Consider the following 25,913-nt stretch of genomic DNA (forward strand, 5'->3'; position numbering starts at 1 on the left):
ATTTACCTTTAAATTAATGGAGTAGCGTGTTCCACGAACTCTGAGTGTTTTACAGGACCGACATATCGTGAGTCAGAAGCAGCCTTGTAAGACCCCATAACCCAATACTCGCCAGCACCAATTAGAATTTTTTGGGTATCAGCTAGGTAGGCACTAAATCCCGCAGGATCTTTTGAATGGTATTCACCCATGACTTTATTGTTCACGTAGATGTAATTCCCTCTCCTAGAGACAATGTCCCCTTCGACCCCAACTACGATTTTCAATAATTTGTTCGATGTCGTTTCTCTAAACCCACCAGACAAATTACTGTGGTCAATACTGACCATGTCACCTTTCGAAATTGTTTGTCTTAGTGGCTCAAACAAACTCAGTGAAAACGGTAAGCACTTAACGAGTGTCTGGGTATCTATCGCTATCGAACGACCTGACTTTGCGAACTGATTCAAGCCAAACAAGAAAACCAGGCCTAGTGCAATACCTATAAAAAGTCGAACTGCTAAGGCCCAATTAATCTGGACATTACCCATAGCTATTTCCCGCTTTGAATTTTGAGCTGATTAATCGCTTCACTTAGTTCAGTGTTCGATAAGTCCAAACCTAACTTATTGCCCACTTCATTCGTGATTTCAGAGTTCTCGGGGAAGTTCACTACTTGCGATTTAGAGAGGATGAAATCGTTGCCGCCAATTTCATTGATAGCAATAAACATATCAGCCGCTGCCTTTTGACCGAATAGCTGCACTGTTTCAGGATTGATTACACCTTGATTCTTGAATTTTTCTTCAATGGATAGAATCTGTGCGCCAGTGATTTTTTTGATATCTACTAACTTGATCTCAGGCTGCTCTTTCAGCATCGAGTCTGTAGTAATTATTGCGGACCCCGCGCCGCTCACAACACCGATGATTGCACATAAAGCTAGTTGGCCAAGATTGATCGACTTAGACATAATGAGACCTCCATTTTTTGTATCTCGCTACCTATAAGCGAAAACCAAAAACGAAAAAGCCGGACGATTAGGAGAGAGAGTGATCGCCCGACTTTGATTATTTCGAAATCTGTCTTAATTAGATGTTAAGCCGCATTATCGAGGGAGCCCTCAGCTTTCATGTAGCTGTATATTGCATCACCTACTGACATACCCTGGTCAATGAATCGATCTATTCCACTTTGCTCTTTTGCATGAGTTGTCGTTAACAACTGCGTGAATCGATCTAAGATGTAGCGACAAATGCCGTAACCGCGACCTGAAGTATAAATAAACGCTTCAGAGTACTTACCCATGACCGTAGTGACGGTTTTTAACTGCTGGTAGTCATGATCCCCAATTGAAAGGACTCTGTTGTGTTCAAGCACTTTAAACGTCGATTCTTTTTGCTTAAGGATTATGATATTTGCAGAATTTTGAATAATTGGACTATTCCCATCAGGGGCTAAATCAAGCGGGCTTTGGGTGATGATGATTATACTTGAGTTAAGTTTTCGGAAGAGTCGGAACGAACCAATAATGTATTTCTGAATTCGCTCACTATTCTCAATATCTGACCCTTCAGAACCCAAGAATCGCCATGCCTCATCAACAATAAGTGCTTTCATGATAGAGCGATCGGCAAGGTAGTAATCGCGATTCATCTTGATGATAAGCATCATGAGAACGATTGTCTGAAGCTCAGGTAAATCACGAAGGTCATCAAGTTCTAACACAGACCAATCACCAGACATTGTTAAGTTGGACTTACCATCAAAGAATCGTCCATATAGTCCGTGACGTGTAAATGCGAAAAACTGGTGACCCATTTTATGGATTTGAGAAAGGTGATAATCATCTAGCTCCATATTCAATATGACGTCATCGCTATCAGAAATCTTTTCATTTTTCGCACAACCTAATGCTTCGGCAAGATCGGTGATAGTCATTTCATTGCCGAATTTTTGGAATACACGCATGGTGTATTTCTCTAACATTCGAATTTGAAAGTCCGTTAACCCTTCTTTCGGAGCACACATTTGTTCAAGTACACCTAACAATGGGGGCATTTCTTTTACAATGTCTTTGATATCAGAAAAAGGGTTAATGACTAATCGGCTGGCGCCTGAGAACTCAATGAATTCCCCCTTAACCATCTTTGTTAGTTTTAAATAGGAACGACCGCTATCAATAATGCGAATCATCGTTCCTCGACTCCAAAGGTTAAACACAATGCCTTGAGAGAATACGGACTTACCTGCGCCTGAGTCTCCTGAAATAAATCCGTTCATGTTTGTTTCCGAATCAAACGGACACCACAGCTGAACCTGGCCTCTTCGAGAAAAGAAGATTTCATTGGCACCAATGCCATTCCCTTTCCAATCGCCTACAACCGGCAATACGTGAGCGGCCATTTTGGAAGTCATTGTATGGAATCGTCGAGATAGTCCAACCATCTCAACACTGCAGTTAAAAGGAAGCTGCTGCTGAAAAGCAGGCCCGTTAAACATCACATCTTCTTTCAGGTTGAAGTTACAAACCTCAAACCAGTTTTTGGCCTGACGAGCTTGTTCAGTGGCCTCTTTATCGTCTTTGCCAAATAGAAGGATGTTTGTCCAACACTGTACGACCTTGCCGCCTTTCTGAACCTCAGTTAGTAAGTGCTGATACCCTTGGTCTTTCAATTTTAAAATGGGAGAGAAGCGCGCCAGGTTGCTGGTGGACTGATAGCTCAGCGAGTTAGCATTTTTTGTGATGCTACCAATTTTTGAATGCTGCTCTGGATAGTAAATCGTGGTCGATAACATAAAGGGACAAGTAATTTGGTTTTGTGAACCATTCTTGTCTCCCAAAACATTAGACATAACAGGCAGCAATGTCTGCTCTGGGTAAAAATGAACAGAAAGAGATTTAATGTGACGATCATTCAGAATGACTTTGTCACGCTGAATTTCAAGTTCATCTTCATAGCTAAAGATTTGCTCATTAAGTGTACGATTTGGGTCGTAATCAACATTTGGGTACTCACCAATATTCACGAGCGAGCGCACAACCCCAAGGTAATCTTTTTGATCTAAGCGTTGAGGTAATAGGTTTAATGAATCAAGTGTCTGTTCAAGTGAATAACATTGAGTTTGAGCAAATGAAATGTCATCTTCAGTCGGAAGATACGCACAAGGCAATTTAATAGTAGCGATTACGAACTTATCATTGAGAGTAAGCTTGGTCTCATCTTTCGTTCGCTCTTTCGTGAATTTCTCCAAGAACGCAATTCGGTTCTCAACAAAGATTTTAACGAGCTTAGCTTTATCAGGGTCACTTGTGTCATTAATTACGTTTTCACGGGCTGTACGATAATGACGTAGTAGTGGTTGAATGAGCGGACTAGAGATTAAGTGGAAGGAAATGAAGGTGCCTTGGGGATAATCAGTTGCAAGGCTACTCTCAAGTATTTTGATTGTTGATTCACCTACCCCAGATACTGGGTTACAAATCCACATCGCACCAAGATGACTGTTTTTGTCATTATTGTGGATATAAAACAGTTTCTTATCTTGTTCAAAAGACCGCACTTCCATCATGTTTGCGATCTCATTGCGCTCAAGTAGTTTTTTAGCTTTTGCGTTGTACTCTTTCATCGTCTCTCTCCTAATTTACAAAAACGACAAATTGCAGCCTCATTTAGAGACTGCAATTCGCACATCACTTAGGATTAAAGTGCTGCTGTTGCTTCACCAGCGACACCTTGGATGATGTCTGAACCGTACTGAACGATTGCAGCGATAGCGATACCGATTACTACAGCCACGATTGACTGGTTCATGATACCTGCGCCTAAGCCAACCATTAGAGCTGCGATCGAGATTAGAACGCCTAGAGGACCGTCAAGCCAAGCAATCAGCATAGCCAATAGGTTGTCTAGTTCCGCAGTACCGTCTGTAGCACCTGAAGAAGTACCAACTGCGTAAGCTACTGCCGCGTTACCCGCTACTGTTACTGGAGCTAGTGCTAGCATGATTTTTTTTGCATTTGTCATAAGTTTCATAAGGAAATCTTCCATGTTAGATAATTGATTACTTGACGACCGAGAATGGCGATGAAGCTTCAAACTTCACTGCATCCTTAACGCCGAATGACCAACGGTTTTTTGGAGCGATTTCGATGAGATGAGTCGATGGATAATTAAGGTATCCAGCCTTGCTTTGCCAGGCAGCTACAACCACATACATGACAGAAGGTGTCTGTAAGACGGGCTTAGGCTCATGAAGTGGTTGAGTCATGGTTGACCCAACTGGAACTGCTGGGATAACAGTGTCGTACTTCGAAATACGAGTTCCTGCTCGGTACTCGCTTTCAGAAATGCTGCTATCACCATGCTGGCTTACGTAAGCGTCCACATTGTCCGCTTCGATAACATTTAAAGCATTCTCACTGTTAGTACACACGCCTGTTACGTAATCACCGTCACAAATTGGCTCACTGGAACCTACCACAGTACAACCTGATAAGCCGATTACTGAAACTGCAATTGATGTAGAGACTAGTGTTCTAACGTTCATCGTAATTCTCCTTTTTTCCGCTAGTGACTATATAAGCGAACCAATATTCGTTGCTGACAAACCAGCCGCAGTACGGAGCAACTAAGTTCATGAAAGATAAACTATTTTAAAGTTGAACTTTTATAACTTATGTCGTACTGCAAGTCATTTTTGCACCATTATGGTGCATCTTTTGGGGCTTGAATTCTGGAAGATGTAGGACAATTGAACGCTATCTTTAACCAAAACTGAGTAAGGGAATTGGTTGGCCGATGGAGCTTTTCTGGGTTTTCCAAGTACACAGCAAAAACTAAAGGCTTCAATTACGAAGCCTTAAAATTTCAACAGTTTTATCTACGTCGAACTTTCATTATTAAAAATAAACGCCATTAAAAAAGTCCGTTAACCTGTAGTTACTCACACGAAAGGACTAGTGATATGGACCGACTCTTTACACATGCAAGACCACTCTTCATTACCCTGACGGCTCTATTTAGTTTTGGTTGTCAATCAACCTACAAAAGCGATGCCGAATATAAACAAGAAGCCCTGACTAGCTCACCGCAATTAACCGCGAAGTACGCTCGCTCAATAATGAATAACCACGCAAAGATTAACCTTGCCGATGATTTTACGATTGGCCGCGCTGAGTACCGCAATCAAGTCTTCGGTTCGATAGCTACCCAACAAGCGCAGCTCGCTGGTAAGCCAACATTCGCTAAGTTCAACATTACGCTTACTGAGGATATGTATGAGGGTGATTTCGATGCCTTTCGTGTACCATTTAACAGCGTGAAGCTTGAAGAGAAAGGCAACACCCAGGATTACGACGTTACCGTGATAATGACAAGTGGACTATGGGCTGAGCATACTTCTACTTACATGAACTTTGCAAAATGGAACGAGCTTGCACTAAAGGGCGTCACGATCGCTTCACTGAGTAGTACCAAAGAGGTCGATGCTGAAAATACCAAGAACGAAAAAACTAGCTACTTCTACAACCTCCGTACTCCAACTGGAATTTACTTACCAGAACATGCTAATGGTGAGTATTTTTCAACGGACAAACGAGAAAACGCTCAGTGGCTAGATCACTTCTTTAGAATTGGCAATGCAGGTTATGTACGTGGCCTTGAGCAATACGTAAGAGCGACGCCTAATGAAGCCAAAAGCTTGGTTGGAAAAGAGGCAACAGCCATCATTTCAATCTTGGCTGTGTTTGAAGTAGGCAAAACAGGACAAATCGTTGTTATTGGAAACCCAATCAACAGCCTCCTACTTGACCCTGACGGGCACGAAAGCAGTGGTCACATTGAAAAACTGTATTTCTGGGACGACTATATGGAACAGTCAATGCTCGAGTTCACCCATACCCAAACGACACCTTATTTGTAAAAAATCAAATTAATGGAACTGGCTCTCTATATCTTAGGGCCTTTACATATACGTTTTAAAATAGGCCAAGGCTGCTATCTTGGCCTAATCATTCAGTCACAACGAGAAACCTCCTTGTAACCCAAATTTTTCAGTCTTTGAATATCAATGTAGATAGATACTTTGCGACCTTTCATTTTGAATAGTGGATAGCAAACCCCAGGATAGAAAAGCCTTTTCTCTACATCAACGACAACGTATTTGTCGGCAACGCTCATAGCCATATCTGTATCACGCTTGAATTTTTGAATATCAGACAAAAATGGATTCACAGTAAGCTTGTTGTATGCCGCTTCAGAAGACCAGATTCCTTTCTTCATATTCGCCGCTTTCCTACTGATAGCTAGCAGGTCCTCCTGCATAAGAGCGTCATTAGATGTAATTGCTAGACCCTCGGCCAATAGAATTGCGTTCAGGTTTACATTTGAAGAATCATTGATAAATGCCGCTATAGTGCCATTAAAAAACTTTTGACCAGTTAGGTGCGCCTGCACCCACGGGGATTTTTTAAAATACGCCTCAATAACCGATGATGCTGCTTCATAGTAGGGTTCACCTTTAACCGGTATTCTTAGATAGGCGATTTTAACTGGGTACTCTTTACCCTCCATTAGAAGTGTAAGAGTCTGATTTGTGTTCACCGAAATGAATTTTGCATGAACGATTTTGGTATAAGTTCCGAGCTCCCTATTTTCATCATTGGCATAAGATCCCAACGGTAATAGAAGCACCAAAGATAAGAAAAATTTAAACATCAGCTTTACTCCTTTGGGTAAAGGTCAGGCACAATGCACAAAGGAAGCAACCCACAAACCAACTTGGCTGCAGGTTAAAGAATAAGTACCCAAAACTTGTCATTGGAGTGAAGATAAACAATAGAACCAGTTTTGATACATCAGAATAGGAAGGTGTGTTTTTAATCTTGATAGCCATAAAGGTACTCCGCCATTAAAGAAGTACCTATACAAGCGAAAAGGGTTACTGCATTTCTCTTACTATCGTTTCGAACTTTTTCAACAAGGCTTCATCCAATCCATGACTATCATCTTTCACACACGCCTTTAAATGTCTTTTGAAGCTGGCCATATTTTGATTGCTAGATTCAGCCAGTAGCTTAGTAAGAATGACTCTTTCACGTCTTTTTAATTTTGCCAATAACTCAGTAACGATACTGTACTCATCAGTACTACCTTGAACCACTTCATCTTCAAACTCAAACTCAGAGCTTAATTCAAATCCATTCGTCAAATGAAGATCCAAAGACTCGGTACCGAAATTCTCTTCTACATGGTTGTCTACATCCCTTTCTTTAATCCCTGTGATCTCATTAATGGCAATAAGCTTCTTCAGCGTTTCTTTCGCGGAATGCATCGATATGAATTCCCCACTCGCTCTACCTTTATCGATGATCGAATTAAGTAAACGTGACAGTTTTTGTTTTTTATTGTCGATTGATTTGTCGACAGCTGAAGTCTCAGCTTTCAATCTTTCCTTGATAGTACGCTTGATGTACATATCGGCAAATTGGATCAGCTCATACTTAGTGTTCCACTGGTCAAGAATAATCAACACCTCTTCAAGACAAGCAGCCCTTAACGACTCAGTAAGCTCATCTGATTTGCGGTTAGCTGGCACAATCTTGGAGATCTCTTTGGTGATTTTGTAAGGTAGGTTACTAAGTGCTAAATCCTTAAAGTCCTTTACGCTCTTATTCAGGCAATAAACTTTGTAAAGCGTTTCAAGAATCGACTTGTTAAAGATGTTTGCTCGTTTGCTTTTCTCACGATTAGAGAGGGGAATTCCTAAGCTTTGTAATGCATTTATGTAATCCCTGTTCTCTGCCAGTTTTACCTCGATCAAATTAGAAATCTCAACGGCCTTGCGCTTACTCTTTCTCGATAGGATCAAATGAAAAGCTTTATCTAACGTAAGTTCACTTACATTTGCATAAATGTCACGCCTCTGAGTTGATTCGTAAACAACTTTAAACTCTCTGAAAACTTCATGAATCGTAGTTTCGACAAATTCGCATACACAATTCATAACCGCTTGATGAAGAACGCAGTATGATCGTTTAGGGGTTATTTGACACATCAAATCAGCAAGGTTGGTATTTCTTTGCATGATAGTTTCGTAAGCAGTCAATCCACTTACAAAGGTCACCTTGTTCCAGCCCTTGTACACTTCGTAGGTCATTGAATTAGTGTCATTCAAATAGGAACAAATTGCATTGAATCTACCAGCGGATAGCTCTTTATCCCGTTCACTGGCATTCCGCCCCATTGACTTGCGTTCAAATCGAGGATCTTGGTAATTAAAGTCATGAATAATCCCAGAGAGCTTTCTTGGCTGACTTTTAGCAATTTTAAAGTTAAAGCTAAGCCCTCTCAAAATATCCACTTCAGTTGCTGACACGCTTTCTTCAAGAATGTGAATACCGTTTGTGTATTCGACAATCTTCTTTACCATGAGGTTTTGGTAAAGAGGTATTGAGCATAAAGCCTTTCTCAAATCATAGTTTTCGATCTGAAAATTATAAGATGCCTCAATAAACTCTTCTGTACAGCTATCCTTTTTTCCTTTTCTTAGGATTTCATCCATACCAGCCTAGCCCTAGCCAATTTGTGACTTTTCTGTATAGCACAATATCTCATAAAACTAGCATCAACCTTTTTATTATTTGAGCTGAAAATCATTTTTCAGACAAAAGTCGCAGTTTTATTTATGCGCTATTAATGAATATTTACCAAAAGTGATTCCTGTAAATTTAGAGCGAATGTCTAACGATAACAGCCAGTTAAAAAGGCTTTGATCGAAATTTCAGGTTCCATTTTGGGGCAAAATTGGGTCCAATTTGAGTCCAAATTGGGTCTCATCAGTGACACAATTTGGTCCCAATTCAGACCTGTTTACGGTCTGTTTTGGGTCTGTTTTGGGTCGAAATCCGTTCAGGGTCCAATTTGGGTCCAAATTGGACCTAGTTTGGGTCTGTATTGGTGCTGAATCCGGTCCGTTCTGGGTCCAATTCAGACCCAAATAAGTCACAAAAACAACAATCTCATAGAAATTAAGACCAAAAGACAGATTTTCAACAAATAAAATAGAGCATTTCTGGCATTCAGGACACAAATAATTTTATTTTCAAAAATTATTTTCAAAACTTTTGACTACAAAACAGCGTTCTCATGGAAGATTTGCTCCACTCATGAAAAACAGAAGGCTTGCAAAAAAGAATACTTCACGAACACAGACAAATCAACAACTTACATCATCAATCACTATAGCCAACATAACCATTTTTGTTGGAAAATGATTTTGAATTCTTTGCAAAACCGTTGGCTAATGGATAGATTAAGTAGCCAACGAAATCAATTTCGTTGGAAAAATTGAAATTTTATGGGTTTAAAATATTATTCTACTGTAATAACATAAAAATCACACTTTACCTTTGGAGGCTTGAAATGACTAATGCTCCTAGTGACTTTGCAATAGTTCAACGCGAAAAACTCTTGATTTCGTATCAAGCTCTGAAGGGACTCGTTCTGAAGAATAATGAACTTTGTGTTTTCTATTCGAAGAGAATGCAGGATGAAATTAACAAGTTCTTCCTAGAAAATCCGAGAATAAAAATATCCTATGAAAAAGAGTTCAAAAACAGCGTGTCCCCAATCACGCTAGAGCCAAGAGATCTGCATAGAACGGCAAAGACTGTAAAAATGGACGACCCCATTCAGGTGAAAGTCATAAGGGCAAGAGTACTCATTCAACTGAGAAATAAGAATTTCCCAACTAAGCAGGATGTTATCTGGAATAAGGACACCAAAGAATACTTTGACGCTGAGTTTCAAAAAGGTCGATTAGGACTTTCTGCGGAACAATCAAAGTACGTCTCCAAAATTATTCAGGACGTAAATTACTTCAACGCCATGTTTATCGAGCATTACGACCAACTGCATAACGTCAAAACGCTTCTAGAACGAAATATTGATTTATTAGAGGGTATGTATGATTAGGCTGACTGATGAACAAGACTGCGCTGTTAAAGACACTGGTAACTCAATGATCATTGCCTGCCCCGGCGCAGGTAAAACAGCTGTCTTAATCCAAAAAGCTATCTACTTGATTGACCATTGCGGAGTTAATAGCATTCATATCGTAACTTTCACCAGAGAAAGTGCCAAAGAGCTCCAGTCAAGGATTGATGGCCAAGGTGAGTTCTATAAATCACGTGTCCACTGTTCCACCCTTCACTCAATTTGCTTGAACCACTTAAAGAAATATTGCGGACGTACTTCAATGGTTTCATCAGAAGAACAGCACACCTACATGCTTAACGCCTGGAACCAGAATTTAAAGAAAATTGAATCAATAAACCTTACCCGAAAAAATAATGCAGACGAAAAAGGGAATTGGACCAAGATTGAGTTCGAAGACTTTGAAAGGTATGTCGACAAAAGAACAAATAGCCCAATTGCTGATTCAAGTGGAATGATAACTCTCGGCAAAAATTACGATGCGAACGACTGTTTTGATGCAATGTATCAGCACTACACTACATTCATCGATAAGGAAAAATTCTCCAGTATCCAAAACGTAATTCAGACTACTGTTGACCACATGCAAAATGACCCGAATTTTCCTTTGCTCCCTACCGAACACCTATTTCTAGATGAATGCCAAGATGCAGATTCTGCTCAATTTAAGTTCTTGGCGTTACATACACTCAATGGCATAACCACTACGGTTTGCGGGGATGACGATCAAAGTCTTTACGGATTTCGTTTCGCCTTAGGCGTTAACTTGTTTAAGCAGTTCATTGCTATATGCCAGGAGTCCGGTTTAACGCAGCATAATTTAACCAAGAACTTTCGAAGTAAGGCAGAGATTGTCGATGCGTGCCAACGACTGATATCACATAACAAAGACCGCTGCGAAAAGCACATGGTTGCGTCACAAGGCGGGGGTGGAAAAGTAGAAGCGGCTACCTTCGCTAATGACGAACAGCAGCTGCAAGAGATCGTCAAAATGATTTCTGACGACAATCATTCCTCATCGATTGCTATTTTGAGTCGAACTAATAGGGAATTAGATGGAATAGAGAAGTTGCTAACTGAAGCGAAAATTGCGTACAAGCGCACTGATAGTAAAGGTTACTTCGAATCTTCCGTCTGTAAGCAATACATAGCCATTCTGACGGCATGCGCAAACAGCGATAAGAGAAGAATGGTCGCGGCCTTAGAACCGATGATTGGTTCAAAAGATGCAGCTAACGTCATTGCTGGTTGTATTGCTCAGCATGCTACCCCTAGTGGTGATGCAATTAAAAATAAGGTCAAGATATCAAGAAAGATTGTCGAAGCCCTCGGGTTCGCTTACACAAACGTCGCTGAACATGCGCTACGCTTGTTTACTCCAATCTTCATTGAAGTTTTATATCAGAAAAAAACACCGAGTTACGAGTGCATGAAGATTAAGCAGCTCAGCGAAATTTTGCTTAATTTCAGAGGTCCATTGAAGGAAAGATTGAGTGTGCTTCAGTTCGAAAAAGAGGCGAGCCAATGCCGCGTGTCGCTCATTAGTAGTCATGGTTCAAAGGGCTGTGAGTTCGATACCGTGTTTGTCATCAACTGCGACGAAAACCATTTTCCTTACATCCGAGACAATGACGAACGAGATTACGAAGTCGCTATGGAAGAAGAACGCCGGCTTTTCTTTGTCTCTATGTCACGAGCGATTAACAATCTTTACCTTTTTGTTGGCAATAACAATTCGAGTCGATTTATACACGAGGCCGGTATTGATATGAAGGATAGAACGTACCTTTAGTTTTCGCTTATAGGGAGGACACCAACAAAAAAGGAGTCTTTATGCTTTCTCATATTAACCCTAAGGATAACGCTACTGCCTTACTGCTGATTATTGGCTTTTATGTATTCACTGCAGCAAGCCTTATTCTCATAACTACATTAGGTATTCAAGTCAGTGTTTTTGTTTCTCTACTGCCATTTGCATTCATCGAAGTGTTACATTATCGAGCGCTTTGGCATAACGTGAACTTTTACAATATCAAAGCGGTTGGCACCCTTTTAGTTTTGAGCACCATTTACGCCTATCTGATGTTGGAATACAGCGTCACCAAAACGAGTCACCTTTATGTCGTATATGCCTTTGTAGTTGCAGGTGTACTCTTTGGCCATATGAGGTTTGTACTGATTAGAATGAAACAGATTAAGGAAACTCAAAAATGACAAACTCAAAGAAAAGAAACGGTTTAGCCTGGGGTCGATATTTAGGTGAATCAGTCGTTATCGTTCCACACGAACAAGCTAACCTAATGACACCTTTATTCCAGGTGCTAAATGAACCGGCCGTTATTAAGGTCGATACCTACTCAGGGTTTGCGACAATCAGCAACAACGAAGGCGAAACGTCCCGATGTAAGATTACTCATGAACCCAAAAACGGCGACTTAATCCCAGTGCTGGTTGACGACAAGTTTGGAATTCGAGTTGAACTAGACCGATTTAAAGTTAGCCTTCGCTGCTTCACAAGTGAGTATCTGGTACCTAAGCGTTTGGAAAAGGTCAAACGAGTCCCAACTGCAGACGTTCACTATGAAGAAGTTGAGCTTAATGATCTAAAAGGTATTGAGGGCTACGTAGAAGTTAACCAAAAACTACAGAACCTTAGAGCGCTCAAGCAAGATATACATACTGAAATGCACGAGAGAGGTTTAACTAAGGATCGACAATCATATCTAGGTTATGTACTTGATAAGGTGAAAGTGGATATTGAACGCTGTCAATCTGCTGAGAATGAGCTAAAAGTTACCTTGTTATCTGACTTGGAATATGCACAAAAGTTCATGGATGCAGCCCTCGTCACACTAGACCATACTGTTGTGCAAAAAATCCAAGAGAATATTGATTAACCGTCTAATTTTATTAGGCATATTGGTGAAAGAATAGGCTTTGATGTTGTTTATTTGTTAGTATTCTGCTTCATTTCAACCCTAAGGATGGAGTTATAATGAAGCATATACAATCAGTCTATTCTTTGCCTGCCCTGCTGTTATCCACCAGCACAGTATGTGCATCTACTTACTTCGACTCAAACCCATACGACATAAAGAAAGTCTACACGTCATCCAAGATAACGGTTGAAAGTAACGAATCCATAGTCCCTTTAACGGTCATTACAGATCAGGATATTGAGCGATTTGGTATTCAAAGCTTCGAACAGCTCTTCCTTCTTATTCCACAATTGAACGTTGCCTTTGACGGGACAGGGATAGATGTTTCAAACAACATTAGTACCTTAGAACCTCTGCGCATGCAGGTATTAATCGATGGGGTTGTCGCTTACGGTACTGGCGTTCTAGAAATGCACTGGGAAAAACTCCCAATATCGGTATCCCAGATTCAGCGAGTGGAAGTCGTCCACTCACCAAGCAGTTCTGTGTACGGCTCAAATGCGTTTGAAAATGTCATCAATATCATCACCAAGAAACCTCAATCAATTGGTGATCAGTTTCGTTATATTGAGCGCGGTTTTGAAAGGCGTCTATTTGGGCATTTGCTCATCAATAACCTTTACAATGAAGATGACGCATCTAACTTTCATCACAATACTGGGCTTTCAATCGACTATGTTGATAGCGATGGATATGACCATTTAAGTAGTCCGTGGGATAAGCTCTCACTCAAGGCTAGATCTGTAATGATGATTGGAGATCACCAAACATTGGATCTTACCTTGGCCTATACAGAAATGAACACAAAACACTGGGATTCATCCTGGGAAGGGCAAGCACCAAACAACTCATCGGAAGATTGGGCATTTAGACTGAATTATGAAAACCAGATTTCAGAACGGTCATTAATCAAAATCATCACTTCTGCCGATGTACAGAAAGAATCAATGAAAATGAATGCTTACTTCAACCCTTTGCTCTTCCTTGACGAAACTAGGGTTGTTGCTGAGAAATATGGCCTTGGCATTGATGATATCGGCGACATTGCCTCATTACCTGTTACACCTGAATTAATCGCATTCGCTCAGCAATACGCGCTTTGGTTAGGATTGGGCAGTCCTGTATATAACATGGACGCAGCTCTAAAGAATAACACTGAACGGTACTACACAGGCTTTGACTACCTATACAACATTAGTGATCAACTCACTTTCTCAATCTCCTCCAATGCGCGATATGAGAACTATGATACTGACTTTGCGAAAGAGAAAGACTCGGTCTACCAGCTCAACCATGCAACTGAGCTTGCTTACCATAGCCTCGACCATGACTTAATTATTCAAGCAGCTGTAATGGCCGAAAGGATTAAGGACTACGACTATGAGGCGCCCTATCGTTTAGGTTTCAACGCGGGCCTTACGAGTTCTGTTCGAGTCAGAGGCTCATACGACACCAGTTATCGATGGCCAAGCCCCTACGAAAGATTGGGATTACTGAATATTCCGATTGTGTCTGCAGAAGATAACCCGTTCAACATTGGAGGCGGATCATCTTTTGCCTTTTACCAACAGGCCAATAACACTCATTTAAAACCAGAATCAGTGAGCTCTACAAAGATCGGCTTAATCGTAGATACTCCGGGCTGGGGGCGCGGATATTCTGATTCAGTCTTTGAAATCACCGCTTATCACAATGACTATGACGATCTTATCCTTGGTACCATAAACCTTGGGAACTCATACCTTTCGAATGATGGAAGTATGTATAGAATTGGTTTAGACACGAGCCTAATTGGTGAATATGAGAATCTTTTTTACAGACTTGGCGCTTCATGGGCTCAAGACTCAAACCATGCATTTACCAGTGACATTCAGGATAATTTTGAAGAAAACGTTGAAAATTATGGTGTTTCTTCAGCCTTGGCGTATGTTATAAACGATGTCACATTAAGGGGTAAATACTTCTGGCGCTACATACCTGATCAGGCCAATCGCACAATGTATGGAACTGGAGTAAGCTATAAAGGTATTCAGGATGCTGAATTAAGTTTAGATGCCCAATACATAACTAATTCAAAAAACTGGTCGGCAAGTTTCGATAATCGACCGGATGAACTAATAATTTCTGCTGAACTGGTGTTTGATTTTTAATGAAGATAGTGAGCATTGCCTTAATTACCTCATTTTTGACAGCTTCAATCGCTGTTCAAGCAAGGCTTTACGACACTACCACCAGTTTAATTAACAATACCCTTGAATATCGTTCAACATCCAGCCGTTCGGATAGACCATGCCTAGTTATTGGGCTGTCTGAGTTAGAGAAGTTGATTGAAATTAACGTACCTTTAAATGGCTGCAATATTGTCTCCGAAGATGAACCCGAATTTTCCTCTATCCTAGAGCTGCTTGCAGAAAACTCCGTTGATGATGCTAATCCGATATCCCCTATTCCACGTTACGACAAAATTGCCGAATTCATGGACGACATCATTGGCAAGAAACGGGGCCGATTAACCGTCATCGCAAGTCCAAAAACCCATCATTTAGCCAATACCATTTCCGCTCATATACAATCCAATACAAATCTGGTTATCGACGTTCAAGTACCAAATAAAATGCAAGACTTACCAAGAGTCTTTAAACGCATTGATGGTGACGCGGTATTGATGCTGCATGATCCAGAGATATTCAGAAACCCAAAACAAATTCGATCATTTATGGAGTTAATGATCGCACGACGCACTCCGGTCATCGGTGTTTCCCCATACTTTAAAGAGCTCGGCGGCCTGATTGAAATCTCAAAACCTCTTCAACGGACATACCAAGAGGCTATTGGAATTAAAGCTGTCGACGACCGTGATTACATAGTCGAATACTGGGATACGATACCTAAAATCTTTGGCCTCGAAAAAGACCTCAAAAAATGGCGCTCTTAACTTAAAAAGCCCCCATTATGAGTCCACCAGCTCACTAAAAAACCGTTTCTCAGCAACGGGAATTACTTCGCTTATTAGTTTGTACGGAACTGATCGGGAGTAAAGACCTTATGAACTCGGCAAAAATTGTTGGTGGATGGATACTGATATTTGTCCAAACTGCCTTCCCAATATGGATAAACATCTTGAGTGCACTGATGTACTCGCAAGTAGCAAATGCCTCTCAGACATTTGATGAAAAATACAACCAGCTTCTACAGCAAGGAGCTATGGGTGCAGCTAATTCTGTTTATAACTACGATATGCCCACCCTCAACACTGATACTGACCATACACTGAACCCTGACGAATACTTCACAGACGACACCAAGAAGTACTTTAAGTCAGAAGTGCATGCGAAAGATTCAGTCACTAGCTTTAATGCTCCTAGCGGCTACACAATTGATGATTTCAATGAACAGGCTGCTACCAATCAGGGCTATATGGAAGATCCCAACTCCATCAATGAGACCCTCGTTGATGGTGACTTCTTGAATAGTGCTAATGATGTGGATTGTTCATCGGCGACTGGACATGAGAAAGATGTGTGTGAACAGCGAAACAATCGTAAGTTCTTGCTCGATTCAGCAGTTGGCAGACACAACTTTGACTCAACGGTAGACTTCGTTCTAGACGCCACGAAAGACGAACTTGATGGCACCTCCCCATTTATCCAACAAATTCTTGGAAATGACGCCTGCTCTACCGTCACAACAGGTGGCGAAGATGGCGAACCCATTTTAGTGTCGAGACAAGAATCATGTACGCGACAATATCAAACACCCACTCAAGAGTGTTTGCTTCAGCGAGATATGAAAACGGTCTTTCGAGCAACTAAAACCCTATACAAGATTGATACTCTTGTCGGAGTGAGTAACTCTCCGGTCAACTTCATTTCATGTGGTAGTGGCTGTAACTTAGCTTGGCTGGGTACCGTAGGTGATAACTACCTGGCTGGTCGATGTAAAATATATCAAGAAAACATACCTCTTCAGGTCGTAAAACCATCAGCCATCATTGACGCGAAAATTGATTACGCAAAATGGGATGACTACATGCAAATTTGGTTAGATAACCGAAAGGTATGGTCTGGCCCAAATAACAATTTTCCACCTGAAACCGGAGGTGCTTGTGAGTTAGGTACCAGTTGGTCACGAAACCCTAACACCAGCATTAAGCATATATTTCAATCGAAACGCCCGGGCGATATTCTGAGCATCAAAAACCGTGTATCAGTAACAGGTCACGGTGAGGCTTACGCTAGAGCAAGGATCACATGGCGACCGTCACAAGTTACTTGGGAGCATTGCCGAAACAATACCGGTGACAGGAAACCATTTCGCCGAATCTGTAGCGACTTCGTTCGAAATATTCAAACCCCTGCCATGTGTAGTTGGGCTCTCGCTGGCCACGGCGGTTCTACCATACGAAACTACGCGCGAAGCCTTGGGTGCAGCAACTATTTTAATGGTCTCAATAATCGACTAAACAGTGTCCATAAACAAAACAACCATGAGCCGTCCGGTAGACAAACCTGGTACGTCCCAAGCAATGTAATGGTGGGTAATACCAGCGAAGGCGCACGAAAGTCGGTCAACCCCAAATTCCTAAACTCGTGTGTCAGTATGCTCGATAAGCAGAACGTCCCTACGTCGACAAGAGGGCAGATAGAGAGAATTTACTCTAATCTTGGCCTTGATTATCGAGCGGGTAAGATTGCCGCGGCGTACAATGCCCGTCGAGTGTTATTGGAATGCCCACCTATCACCGCTGCGGCTTCGGGCGCTCCTGCTGATTTAACAGGGGAACACATCCTAGACCTACCAGTAATGGGAGCCGTCGGTACACAAAACAAAACCCGATATGAATCAGCGTTTGGCATAAACACGAACGTGACCAGACGCAATTTCAGGCTCGACCATTATCAGCCGGGTACGCATGTGCCGTGGTACTTAGATGTACATACCGATGGATTGTACGATTATGAAATCCTTGATTGGGGTAACCCCGGCAATAACTGGACGATCAAACTTAAACTCAACCTGAAATATGCCTCATTCGTTGAGGTGAAAGTTAATCTTCATGAAGTGGTGACCGCCTCCTTTAAGCCTGCGAATGATTGTCAAATCTGTCCGACATTGACCGCGTCGGTAGATGGCAAGACCTACAAAGTTCAAGGTACCGGTAAAGGGGATTGGGCAACCACCAATGGACGCGTTTCAGGCTCTTCAAACCATGTAACGGCAAACCCAAATTCTGGCCGTTGTTACTATGGATTTCAGTCAGATTCAGGAAATTGTCCGAATGGTTGGACGAAGAACCCAAATGGCTTCTGTAGCAAATCGGTCACACAGTCTTGTTCGACCAACCTTGGTCAATATGACTTTGAGCGAGAAAAGTGCCGAATTGGATACCAGGAGTTCATCAACAACCGTCTTGACGGTGATCTAACCTGCTTGCAAGAGGTGGACGCCTTTGAGACTCAACAAGGAGTGATCTTCGATAACCATCACCCTGGCTTTATGTTTATGCTGCCTTCTTGGAAGCTCACAATCGGCACAAACGACTTACCACAAAACTGCTATCAGGCTGTATTGTCGCTTGAAACCGAAGATGACGCGTTCGATAACTATGAGTGCAGCACGCTAGAAGGTAAGCAGAAAGAAGACTGTTTAAGAGGTGAAATTTGTTATCCGGGGCCAATACCGGAAGACGAAGTCTGCTACCCATTGGATACCCCGTGGTTAGACGACCCTAACGCCCCATTAACGCCAGATCACCCTGAATGTGGTGAGTATGTCGGAAACCCTAACTGTACGATTGATGAAACTCTTTCAGGCTGTATTGACTGGGTAGATGATGCGGCAGTCAGCGGTGAACGCCAATGTGTGGCAGAAGAAGTGGTCTTTAACTGTACTGAGCAAACAGGAACGATGCCGGGCACTGGGGATTCAAGCTCGCTGGTGTGTAACTCCGATATTAAGTGCCTGGGCGGTGAATGTGTGCAGGTAACAGAAGAAACCAACGGACACTTCGTGGAAGCGGCAACGGCGTTGAAAATGGTCAACGAAATGCGTTCAGGCATGAACTGTGCTGACAAAGAAGATCCAACAACGTGCCGTCTTTTCGATGGAAATATGAGCCGATGCCGCGATTACACGATGCCAGGCGCACCGGATTGTTGCTCTAAAAGCGATACTGGGGTTCCGTCTGGTGGGTGGGTTGAAAAAGCCAAACTCGGCTATGCCATGTTCCAGTTCGCTTCACATGAAATTACGACAAAGCTGATGTTTCAAGCATGGACAGGCGTAACCGGTATGTCTCAAGTGCCTGGCGCAGAGTGGGCCGGAGCGACCTATGAAACCATTGTTAACGGCGTCAATACCTACGTCACCAACCCTATTATCAGTGGATGGAACAGTTTGGCTCAATCCGCTGGCGCAGATTGGGCAACCATGGAACAAGTGACCATGAAAGGGGCTGAGGGTGCTGTTGGTACCGCTACTGGTCAAATGGCTGCCGAAGCCGGTACTGAATCCGTATTTGGTGACGGTATGGCTCAATACGCTGCAAAAGGCGTAGTTAAAGTTATGGATACTTTTGGTGGTCGAGAATTAACGAAACAGTACTTTAAAGTCGGTACTGATGGGGTGGTAGAAGGATTTACGAATGAAATGGCCAACCAAGTGGCGACTTACATTGGTAATGTTTTCACTGTGATTGGTTGGATCTACCTCGCTTATCAAATCTACAACATCCTGATTGGGCTGCTTTACGCCTGTGATGAAGAAGATGTTCAAACCGTACAGCAAAATGAAACATTGAACTGCTATCGAGTGGATAAGAGCTGCACCAGTAAGTCTTTTTGGGGTAAGTGCCTCGAATACACAGAAAGGTACTGCTGCTATGATTCTCCGTTTGCCAAGGTCTTTTATAAGCAAGCCGCCATTCAGCTGGGTGAACGTCAAGGCAAAAGCTGGGTTCAATACATGAAGGACCAATCATGTAAGGGGTTCCCATTAAGCGAAGTGACGACGTTAGATTTCGACCGAATGGATTTTACTGAATTTACCAACTTACTGATGACCCCAGGAATATTGGCTTATGATCCGAACGCAATGCCGATGGACTACAAACCGCAAGGGAAATGGTCTGATGGTGGCGCGAATACAGGGCCTGGCATGAATCAATTGAACGAGGAAGCCATTGTTCCAGGCTTGACCTTTATGGATGAAGCGCATAACGATAAACGTACAGACGTGGTTGTGAATGAGTCGGAAGAAATGATTTGGTTCGATGATCATCAATCTTCAGGTAATGTCTGTTATACAGACTGTAATGTGGGAGGTAAGACCGGCACTTTTGACTCGGACCTTGGGTTCTGCGTTGAGACTGTGGAGCAATATGCGACGCCATTGTATTCATGTACGGACCCTGACCACAATCTGGTTGGCGATAAGTGTAAGTTTCAGGTCATAGGCCCAACTTACCCAACGTGTGGACCGGGCTTTGAATTAAAAAGGGGTAAGTGCGTCGCAGACAATATCGTTCGTGAGCCGGCTATCCCATCTTGCCCGTCTGGTTATGAAGCGAATCTTGCTGAAAACCGTTGTGAGAGTTTACAGTTTGCCAATAAGTACGCGACTTGTAGTGCTCACGGTAGTGGATTCTCTATCGTCGGTGATAAGTGCGTGAAAAACGAAGTAGACGTTCAACCAATTCAGTTTGATTGTCCGTACAACTACTCGCCGAGCCCTACGTATGATCAATGTGAGCGGATTGTTGAGCACTCCCCTAATCCTGATCTGACTTGCGATAAAGGTGTGTACGATTCATTGTCAGGGAAGTGTCTAGAGCGGTTTACTAAGCCGATTGACAAGTCATGCCCGAGTCGAGATTACGTTCATGATGGCAATGGCAACTGCGTGAAAACGTCGGTACTGGAATACTACGTAGCTTTAGCTTGTCCTAGTGGGTACACCGAAAGAGATACTAAGACGTGTCAACGTCCGGGTCCCACGAGAACGCTTAATTATGGGTGTAAAGCAGGTTGGACGTTTGAGAATGGCGATTGTGTGATGAATGTGTACGAAGAGCAAGCGGTCGGTACGTTCTGTGAAAATGAAATGCTGATCTACCAACCTGGCACGCGAGATTGTCGAAAGACATACGAGACCAGCGCTGCAATTTCTTGCCCAACGGGATACGTAGAGAATCTCAATCGATGCGTCAAAAGAGAGGGCAATACTTATACCGGTAATTATGTGTGTCCGTAATTACTCGTGCTCAAAAACAAAACCCAGCCAAAAAGGCTGGGTTTTTTATGTCTGCGGTACTTAACGGTAGATCGAGCCTTTGGCAAATTCCTTGTACCAGTCCTTGGCTTGATTTTTAGATGATATTCGTACGACACGGTCATACTTCTCGTCACAAGTACGGCACGTAGACATCGTTCCCTGCCAATCCGTTGCTTCCATGATGGCCATAGAGTCAATTTGATTTATATCCGCTAATTTCCCGATATATAGAAACGATACGACTCTGTAATCACCCTCGGCGTTTTTAATGACAAGAGATGTCATACCAAGTAGGTACTCTTCTCCATCAATAGAGCAGTCATATCCGGCGGCGTACTGAGATAAAGGGCGAACGAATACTCTGGAAGCGGAATAGTTGTCGCCATCTTCAATTGGGTCGTAGTCAGCTGGCAAACATTCGATACCTTGCTGTGACAGGGCCTCAATCGTGCCATTTAACCCATTGAGAAACGCAGTCTTGGTTTTCAGATGGATTTCATGGTGCGCACTTTTTGGCTCAATGCCTTGATAGGGTTCAAGCTCATCCATTGTGTTAATGGAGGAAAAAAAGTGAGAGTTGGCTGACATATATTGCGTATTTCGTCTGTAATTGAGCTGCGCGCGATATTCGGGGCTACCCCAACTCGGGCTATCATTATTCATCACCAGCAAAGAGGCGAGGCTAAGGTTGGTGAATGAAGTAAAAAACGTGGACGCTAAGTACACTTTTTCATGGGTTTTAAAGCCTAATGTGTCCTCAATATAGACATCGCTAAACGGTTCACCAGTTTCATCAAAAGAGAGGATCAGGTGACTCGCAATGTCACCTAGCTGCTGGCTTTGCATTACCTCAAAGTAGATTTCGTCTTGTTCCCAGTCTGTGTAATCTTCCTCTTCGAACATATCGTATACCTGAGAAAGAGTTCTTGGCTGACTTGCGCAGCCTTGAATTAGGACAAACCCTAGCAATAAAATTGATTTAAAAATTGTGGTCATTATGCACCTCCTTGCAGGATTTAGACTAAACGAAAACGTCCATATTCTCGGCTGAATTGAGAACAAATCGAATCAAAGTCTCTTAAATGACACTAAACAACGCGAACTATTCGATGAATCGCCAAGTTCGTAAGCTTCCATGCCACTTCACACTCATACAGCGTTGACGTTCTTGCCTGCTCAATTCGAGTGGAAATTTCCCGTTTGAGCTGCTCATAAATGTCATAGATAAGACGATGAAACACGTCTTGCTCGGAAACGGAATTAAACAGGGCCTTCGTAGGCTTAATCATGCGCTTCATTAGTGGTTCGCTGATATCGCCCTTTTCTACCTCTAACGAGGTTATCCATAACGGGAATGGTGTCTGCGCTACATGCGTAGCAATTGCAGTGCGATCTAGTTTCTGGAAAGCTGGGCGAGTTAATTCAGCGACCAGTTGGTTATAGAGAAGAATCGCGGTGCTAAAGATCATTTCTTGAGAACGCTCTGAAAGATGATTTTGCGAGTCAGTAAACTCGTATTGTCTACCATTGAAACCGCATTCCTCTAACTTAATTTCGTTCATGTATTTGCTTACAGTCATTCGAGGGTCCTCTAAACTTCGCAAAGCATCATGTGGCTATAGCCATCTACTTCATTGGCTCTCACCAAATGGGTACTTAAATAGGATGGATTGATTAGTAAAGCCGACAATTCACTGTCGTTGTGGGCCTCGTAGCGATCGTGTACCAGCAGGTCAAACACATAACCTCGAGCAAAGAACTGCGGCGATTTGGTGTTAATCAATGTCTGATAAACCGCATTGAGTGACTCTCTCTCAAAGCCGTCTACGATGGTTGATCGCGCCAGTAACACATTGATAATCACTCTTAGATGCTCATGGAAATAAAACAGCGTGCTTTGATGCTCAGTATTATCTAGTTGCTGCTCGCACACTTGCTTTGCCTTGCTGCAAATGAATTGATGAAGCGTATTGTACTCGCCGAGTGTTAAAGACGTTTTCATTGAGTCAGTATCGAACTCGCTATAACTCATCTGAGCGCGCTCTAGCAAGTCACACAACATTATGGCAACGTCATTTTGAAGTTCTCGGTCAAACAGTTTTTGGTTGTCGATTCCAATTCTGCCAATTTTTGTCTGAATGACCGTTTCATTCGCACTCATTTCCGCTTTCCAATCTGTGGTCATCAATTCGATGAAGTCGTCCTTCACGTAGTACTTCAATAGTGAAATGACCAATTGAATCGCTTCTCTGTCTTCTTTCGAGTAAAGCTGTGCCATTACGCATCTCCTTTCTTTCGGCTTTACAAACAGTGTCCTGCAAGCTTTTAAGCCGACAATGGGTTTCGCTTATTAGGGAAAACGACAAAAGGAATGTTGAAATGAGTCGAATAGTAAAATTTCAGTCTCTAATCAGTCTGATAATTTGGGCGGTGCTTGGTCTCTCATTCTTTTCTGAAGAGCCATTGGGATTAGTCGCCGCAGCCTTATACCTAATGCTGTTGGAAGTTCTTGTTATCGCCGAAATGGATGCAGAGCGAACCCGCTTGCGCAGCGCATTGAATGAAATACGTGTTCTATTGCCTGAACTCGAAGGTAAACCAGGCAACGAAGCACTAAAGCACAGATTCGCTGATCAGTGCAGAAAATTTGAAAATAGTCACCACAAACTCTTTGGGCAACAAGAGGTGAATGCAAATGACAGCTAATACCATATTCGATCTGACATTTCGGTTTTCAAAAATCGAAAACTCCTTCGTATTCGGGATCGATAACATGACACTACATTGCCAAAATAAGAGTGGTCATGAGTTTAAGTTGTTCATCGATCGAGTGACATTGACAAAATTCAACGACGCAGGAAGTGTTTTCTCTCGTTGCCTAGAAGAGCAATGCAAATTCCACTGGTTGCCAATATTAAATATCTTCTGTAGCGAGTACCGGCTCAAACCTTTCTTTGCCCATCTTCTATGCCAACAAGAAAAAGACACGACCACACTACTCAACATCTACAGAATTGAATCGCATCCTGATGTAACACTGTTTGAACAACGCCGCGCAGTCCAATACGCTCTAAGCCAGTTGAACCCTGACGCAATGTTTTACGCCTTTGATCAGAAAGTGCCGACTGAGTACAGATTTGCCAAACACCTCGTACAAGAAAACATCCCTGTTCTCACTTTTACCGAAGATGAGCGCAATAATAAAATTGGGGAAGGTTTCGCCGGAAAAAGCATTGCTTTTTTCAACTACTACACGTTTTCTTAGGACGCTGAGTGCGGCGAACGTAAATTGTGGTGAGAAGCCAAGGTGTGAACACCTTGGCTTGTCTGGCAGGAAGTTAGGCTTTTTCACCGATCAATTCTGGGGTATCTCTGAAACGCCCAAATCGGGCATGCTGAAGACTGCCATCAGTCGTCATTTCTTGCGCAACCAATTCCACTTTTCTATTCATGAATTTGTCTTGGTTGGCATAAATTTCATCACGCAGTTCGTTACTAAATCCACCGCCGCAATATACGGTCTTTCCGTTATCTTCAAGTAGAACCCCAATTCTACCCAATGTGTTTTCTAGCTCTTTGCCCTTGTCGCCAGCCAAAATTTCCGTAATTGTTCCATCAAACGTTTTCACAGATTTCAGCTTCAACCATGAATCATTTTTACTAAAGAGATAGGGTTCATTAGGGTTCTTGACCATCACCCCTTCGCCTCCTGCGTAGATTATGCCATTGGCAATATCAAAGATTTCTGACTCACTGTTTACAAACCATGTTTTAACGATATCGCAAAAGCCCGTCAGCTCAGGTGCACAATTTAACTCTGACACAGCTTGTTTGAGACGCTGATAGCGGATTTTGGTCGCAGTCGGTTCTCGTTCAGCACCAGCTGTAAATGAACGGTCACAAAAGTAATCAAACGCTCGAAACTTAATGTTTGTTTCCACTTCCCCTTCACGCTTATGGCCTAACGCAGATGCCGCCTCTTGCAATGTACCCACTTCGTCGCCATGAAAGTACACGCCCTCACCGTCGATCCAAATTGTTGTTGAATCCGCGAGTCTTGGGTCAATAAATTTGAGCAGCATAGCAAGCATCAACATTGGTCTGCGCAAGTGGGAAACTGTGATGATGGGGTTGCCTGTGTAAGTGAAAAAGGAAACGGATTGATCATCGAGATTGCACGATGCCAGTACACGCCATCCGTTCTCTTTCATCTGCACGATTGTTTCATCACCTAGTAGGGGGTTAAGAGCCCAATTCGAATATAAGGATGACGTGTAAGTTTTGCCCTTTTGCACTTGAAATATAGGGATTAATCGAGGGAAAATTTCGTTGGTGGCTGTCACGCCAACGCCGCAACCCGTTGATTTCTTAAGGCATAGCTGAATGAAGCGGTGTAACTCCGGTGATGAATCTGAGCTAAATGACTCCAACGCACGCTTTGCAGCATTGCCCGACAGCTCACGGCTTGCCAACTTATCCAGTAGCTCGAATGTCTCATCATCCCCTATATCTGACTCCATAGCGCCGCTGTGTGGAGGAAGTTTAGCAGCACCAACGCCATAGTTTATTTTGGGGTCGAGCAAGTAACGTAAGCCTTTTTGACCGACTGTGTCTAACTCCGATAAGAGTTCCTTTTTGGCGTTAATGCCCTTTAAACCGTTTGCTTTTACAAGTGATGTCACGAGATTCTGGATTGACATAATGAAGTTCTCCCTTTCTGTTGTTA

The 25,913-nt window shown here is 42.5% G+C and carries 21 protein-coding genes; 10 read left to right on the top strand and 11 right to left on the bottom strand.

Annotation, left to right across the window (positions count from 1 at the left end; genetic code table 11):
- Positions 1-8 precede the first annotated feature (8 nt).
- The 5 genes from LDO37_RS29900 to LDO37_RS29920 form a co-directional block, all read right to left on the bottom strand.
- Positions 9-530 carry a S26 family signal peptidase gene (locus LDO37_RS29900; protein ID WP_126606172.1) on the bottom strand — a complete coding sequence of 174 codons (522 nt, stop codon included), beginning with the start codon at positions 528-530 and terminating at the stop codon, positions 9-11.
- A gap of 2 nt (positions 531-532) precedes the next feature.
- On the bottom strand, positions 533-952 hold the full coding sequence (locus tag LDO37_RS29905; protein ID WP_126606173.1) for a hypothetical protein: 420 nt from the start codon (positions 950-952) through the stop codon (positions 533-535).
- Positions 953-1,077: 125 nt separating this feature from the next.
- Entirely contained in the window at positions 1,078-3,609 is a 2,532-nt protein-coding gene (locus tag LDO37_RS29910) for a TraC family protein (RefSeq protein WP_126606174.1), read from the bottom strand.
- A gap of 74 nt (positions 3,610-3,683) precedes the next feature.
- Positions 3,684-4,016 carry a TraA family conjugative transfer protein gene (traA, locus tag LDO37_RS29915; RefSeq protein ID WP_126606175.1) on the bottom strand — a complete coding sequence of 111 codons (333 nt, stop codon included), beginning with the start codon at positions 4,014-4,016 and terminating at the stop codon, positions 3,684-3,686.
- A gap of 28 nt (positions 4,017-4,044) precedes the next feature.
- The gene (locus tag LDO37_RS29920) at positions 4,045-4,530 is read right to left on the bottom strand and encodes a hypothetical protein (RefSeq protein ID WP_022615063.1); all 486 of its coding nucleotides are present in this window, start codon (positions 4,528-4,530) and stop codon (positions 4,045-4,047) included.
- Positions 4,531-4,947: 417 nt separating this feature from the next.
- On the opposite strand from LDO37_RS29920, the gene LDO37_RS29925 reads away from it, so the two are divergent.
- The gene (locus LDO37_RS29925; protein ID WP_126606176.1) at positions 4,948-5,904 is read left to right on the top strand and encodes a hypothetical protein; all 957 of its coding nucleotides are present in this window, start codon (positions 4,948-4,950) and stop codon (positions 5,902-5,904) included.
- A 92-nt stretch (positions 5,905-5,996) separates the two neighbouring features.
- Here LDO37_RS29925 and LDO37_RS29930 read toward each other — a convergent pair whose 3' ends face one another.
- Both LDO37_RS29930 and LDO37_RS29935 read right to left on the bottom strand, forming a co-directional pair.
- The gene (locus LDO37_RS29930) at positions 5,997-6,698 is read right to left on the bottom strand and encodes a hypothetical protein (protein ID WP_126606177.1); all 702 of its coding nucleotides are present in this window, start codon (positions 6,696-6,698) and stop codon (positions 5,997-5,999) included.
- Positions 6,699-6,921: 223 nt separating this feature from the next.
- The gene (locus LDO37_RS29935; protein WP_126606178.1) at positions 6,922-8,544 is read right to left on the bottom strand and encodes a hypothetical protein; all 1,623 of its coding nucleotides are present in this window, start codon (positions 8,542-8,544) and stop codon (positions 6,922-6,924) included.
- Between the two features lie 860 nt (positions 8,545-9,404).
- On the opposite strand from LDO37_RS29935, the gene LDO37_RS29940 reads away from it, so the two are divergent.
- The 7 genes from LDO37_RS29940 (at position 9,405) to traN (ending at position 21,166) form a co-directional block, all read left to right on the top strand.
- Positions 9,405-9,956 carry a hypothetical protein gene (locus LDO37_RS29940; protein WP_126609576.1) on the top strand — a complete coding sequence of 184 codons (552 nt, stop codon included), beginning with the start codon at positions 9,405-9,407 and terminating at the stop codon, positions 9,954-9,956.
- A complete protein-coding gene (locus LDO37_RS29945; protein ID WP_126609575.1) occupies positions 9,949-11,769 on the top strand; it encodes a 3'-5' exonuclease in 1,821 nt (606 codons plus the stop codon). The genes LDO37_RS29940 and LDO37_RS29945 overlap by 8 nt, the downstream gene beginning before the upstream one ends.
- A gap of 41 nt (positions 11,770-11,810) precedes the next feature.
- A complete protein-coding gene (locus tag LDO37_RS29950) occupies positions 11,811-12,191 on the top strand; it encodes a hypothetical protein (RefSeq protein ID WP_126609574.1) in 381 nt (126 codons plus the stop codon).
- Positions 12,188-12,874 carry a hypothetical protein gene (locus LDO37_RS29955; RefSeq protein ID WP_126609573.1) on the top strand — a complete coding sequence of 229 codons (687 nt, stop codon included), beginning with the start codon at positions 12,188-12,190 and terminating at the stop codon, positions 12,872-12,874. Before LDO37_RS29950 ends, LDO37_RS29955 begins: the two co-directional genes overlap by 4 nt.
- Before the next feature lie 98 nt (positions 12,875-12,972).
- Positions 12,973-15,066, top strand: a complete 2,094-nt coding sequence (locus LDO37_RS29960; protein ID WP_126609572.1) for a TonB-dependent receptor plug domain-containing protein — start codon at positions 12,973-12,975, stop codon at positions 15,064-15,066.
- Complete coding sequence (locus LDO37_RS29965; RefSeq protein ID WP_126609571.1) at positions 15,066-15,851, top strand: hypothetical protein; 786 nt, start codon at positions 15,066-15,068, stop codon at positions 15,849-15,851. The genes LDO37_RS29960 and LDO37_RS29965 overlap by 1 nt, the downstream gene beginning before the upstream one ends.
- A 110-nt stretch (positions 15,852-15,961) precedes the next feature.
- Complete coding sequence (gene traN / locus LDO37_RS29970; protein WP_126609570.1) at positions 15,962-21,166, top strand: conjugal transfer protein TraN; 5,205 nt, start codon at positions 15,962-15,964, stop codon at positions 21,164-21,166.
- Between the two features lie 60 nt (positions 21,167-21,226).
- Here the strand turns inward: traN and LDO37_RS29975 are convergent, their stop codons facing one another.
- The 3 genes from LDO37_RS29975 to LDO37_RS29985 all read right to left on the bottom strand — a co-directional run bounded on the left by LDO37_RS29975 (position 21,227) and on the right by LDO37_RS29985 (position 23,465).
- Positions 21,227-22,183: a hypothetical protein gene (locus tag LDO37_RS29975; RefSeq protein WP_126609569.1), complete on the bottom strand. Its 957-nt coding sequence runs from the start codon at positions 22,181-22,183 to the stop codon at positions 21,227-21,229.
- 92 nt (positions 22,184-22,275) lie between these two features.
- Positions 22,276-22,767, bottom strand: coding sequence for a hypothetical protein (locus LDO37_RS29980; RefSeq protein WP_126609568.1), 492 nt, complete (start codon positions 22,765-22,767; stop codon positions 22,276-22,278).
- 11 nt (positions 22,768-22,778) lie between these two features.
- Entirely contained in the window at positions 22,779-23,465 is a 687-nt protein-coding gene (locus tag LDO37_RS29985; protein ID WP_022614833.1) for a hypothetical protein, read from the bottom strand.
- A gap of 101 nt (positions 23,466-23,566) precedes the next feature.
- Here LDO37_RS29985 and LDO37_RS29990 point away from each other — a divergent pair, with 101 nt between their 5' ends.
- Together LDO37_RS29990 and LDO37_RS29995 are read left to right on the top strand one after the other, a co-directional pair.
- On the top strand, positions 23,567-23,893 hold the full coding sequence (locus tag LDO37_RS29990; RefSeq protein ID WP_126609567.1) for a hypothetical protein: 327 nt from the start codon (positions 23,567-23,569) through the stop codon (positions 23,891-23,893).
- Positions 23,883-24,452, top strand: coding sequence for a hypothetical protein (locus LDO37_RS29995; RefSeq protein WP_126609566.1), 570 nt, complete (start codon positions 23,883-23,885; stop codon positions 24,450-24,452). The genes LDO37_RS29990 and LDO37_RS29995 overlap by 11 nt, the downstream gene beginning before the upstream one ends.
- A gap of 73 nt (positions 24,453-24,525) precedes the next feature.
- Here LDO37_RS29995 and LDO37_RS30000 read toward each other — a convergent pair whose 3' ends face one another.
- Positions 24,526-25,887 carry an ATP-dependent DNA ligase gene (locus LDO37_RS30000; protein WP_126609565.1) on the bottom strand — a complete coding sequence of 454 codons (1,362 nt, stop codon included), beginning with the start codon at positions 25,885-25,887 and terminating at the stop codon, positions 24,526-24,528.
- Between the last annotated feature and the right edge of the window lie 26 nt (positions 25,888-25,913).

The sequence above is a fragment of the Vibrio penaeicida genome, assembly GCF_019977755.1.
Taxonomy (GTDB): Bacteria; Pseudomonadota; Gammaproteobacteria; order Enterobacterales; family Vibrionaceae; genus Vibrio; species Vibrio penaeicida.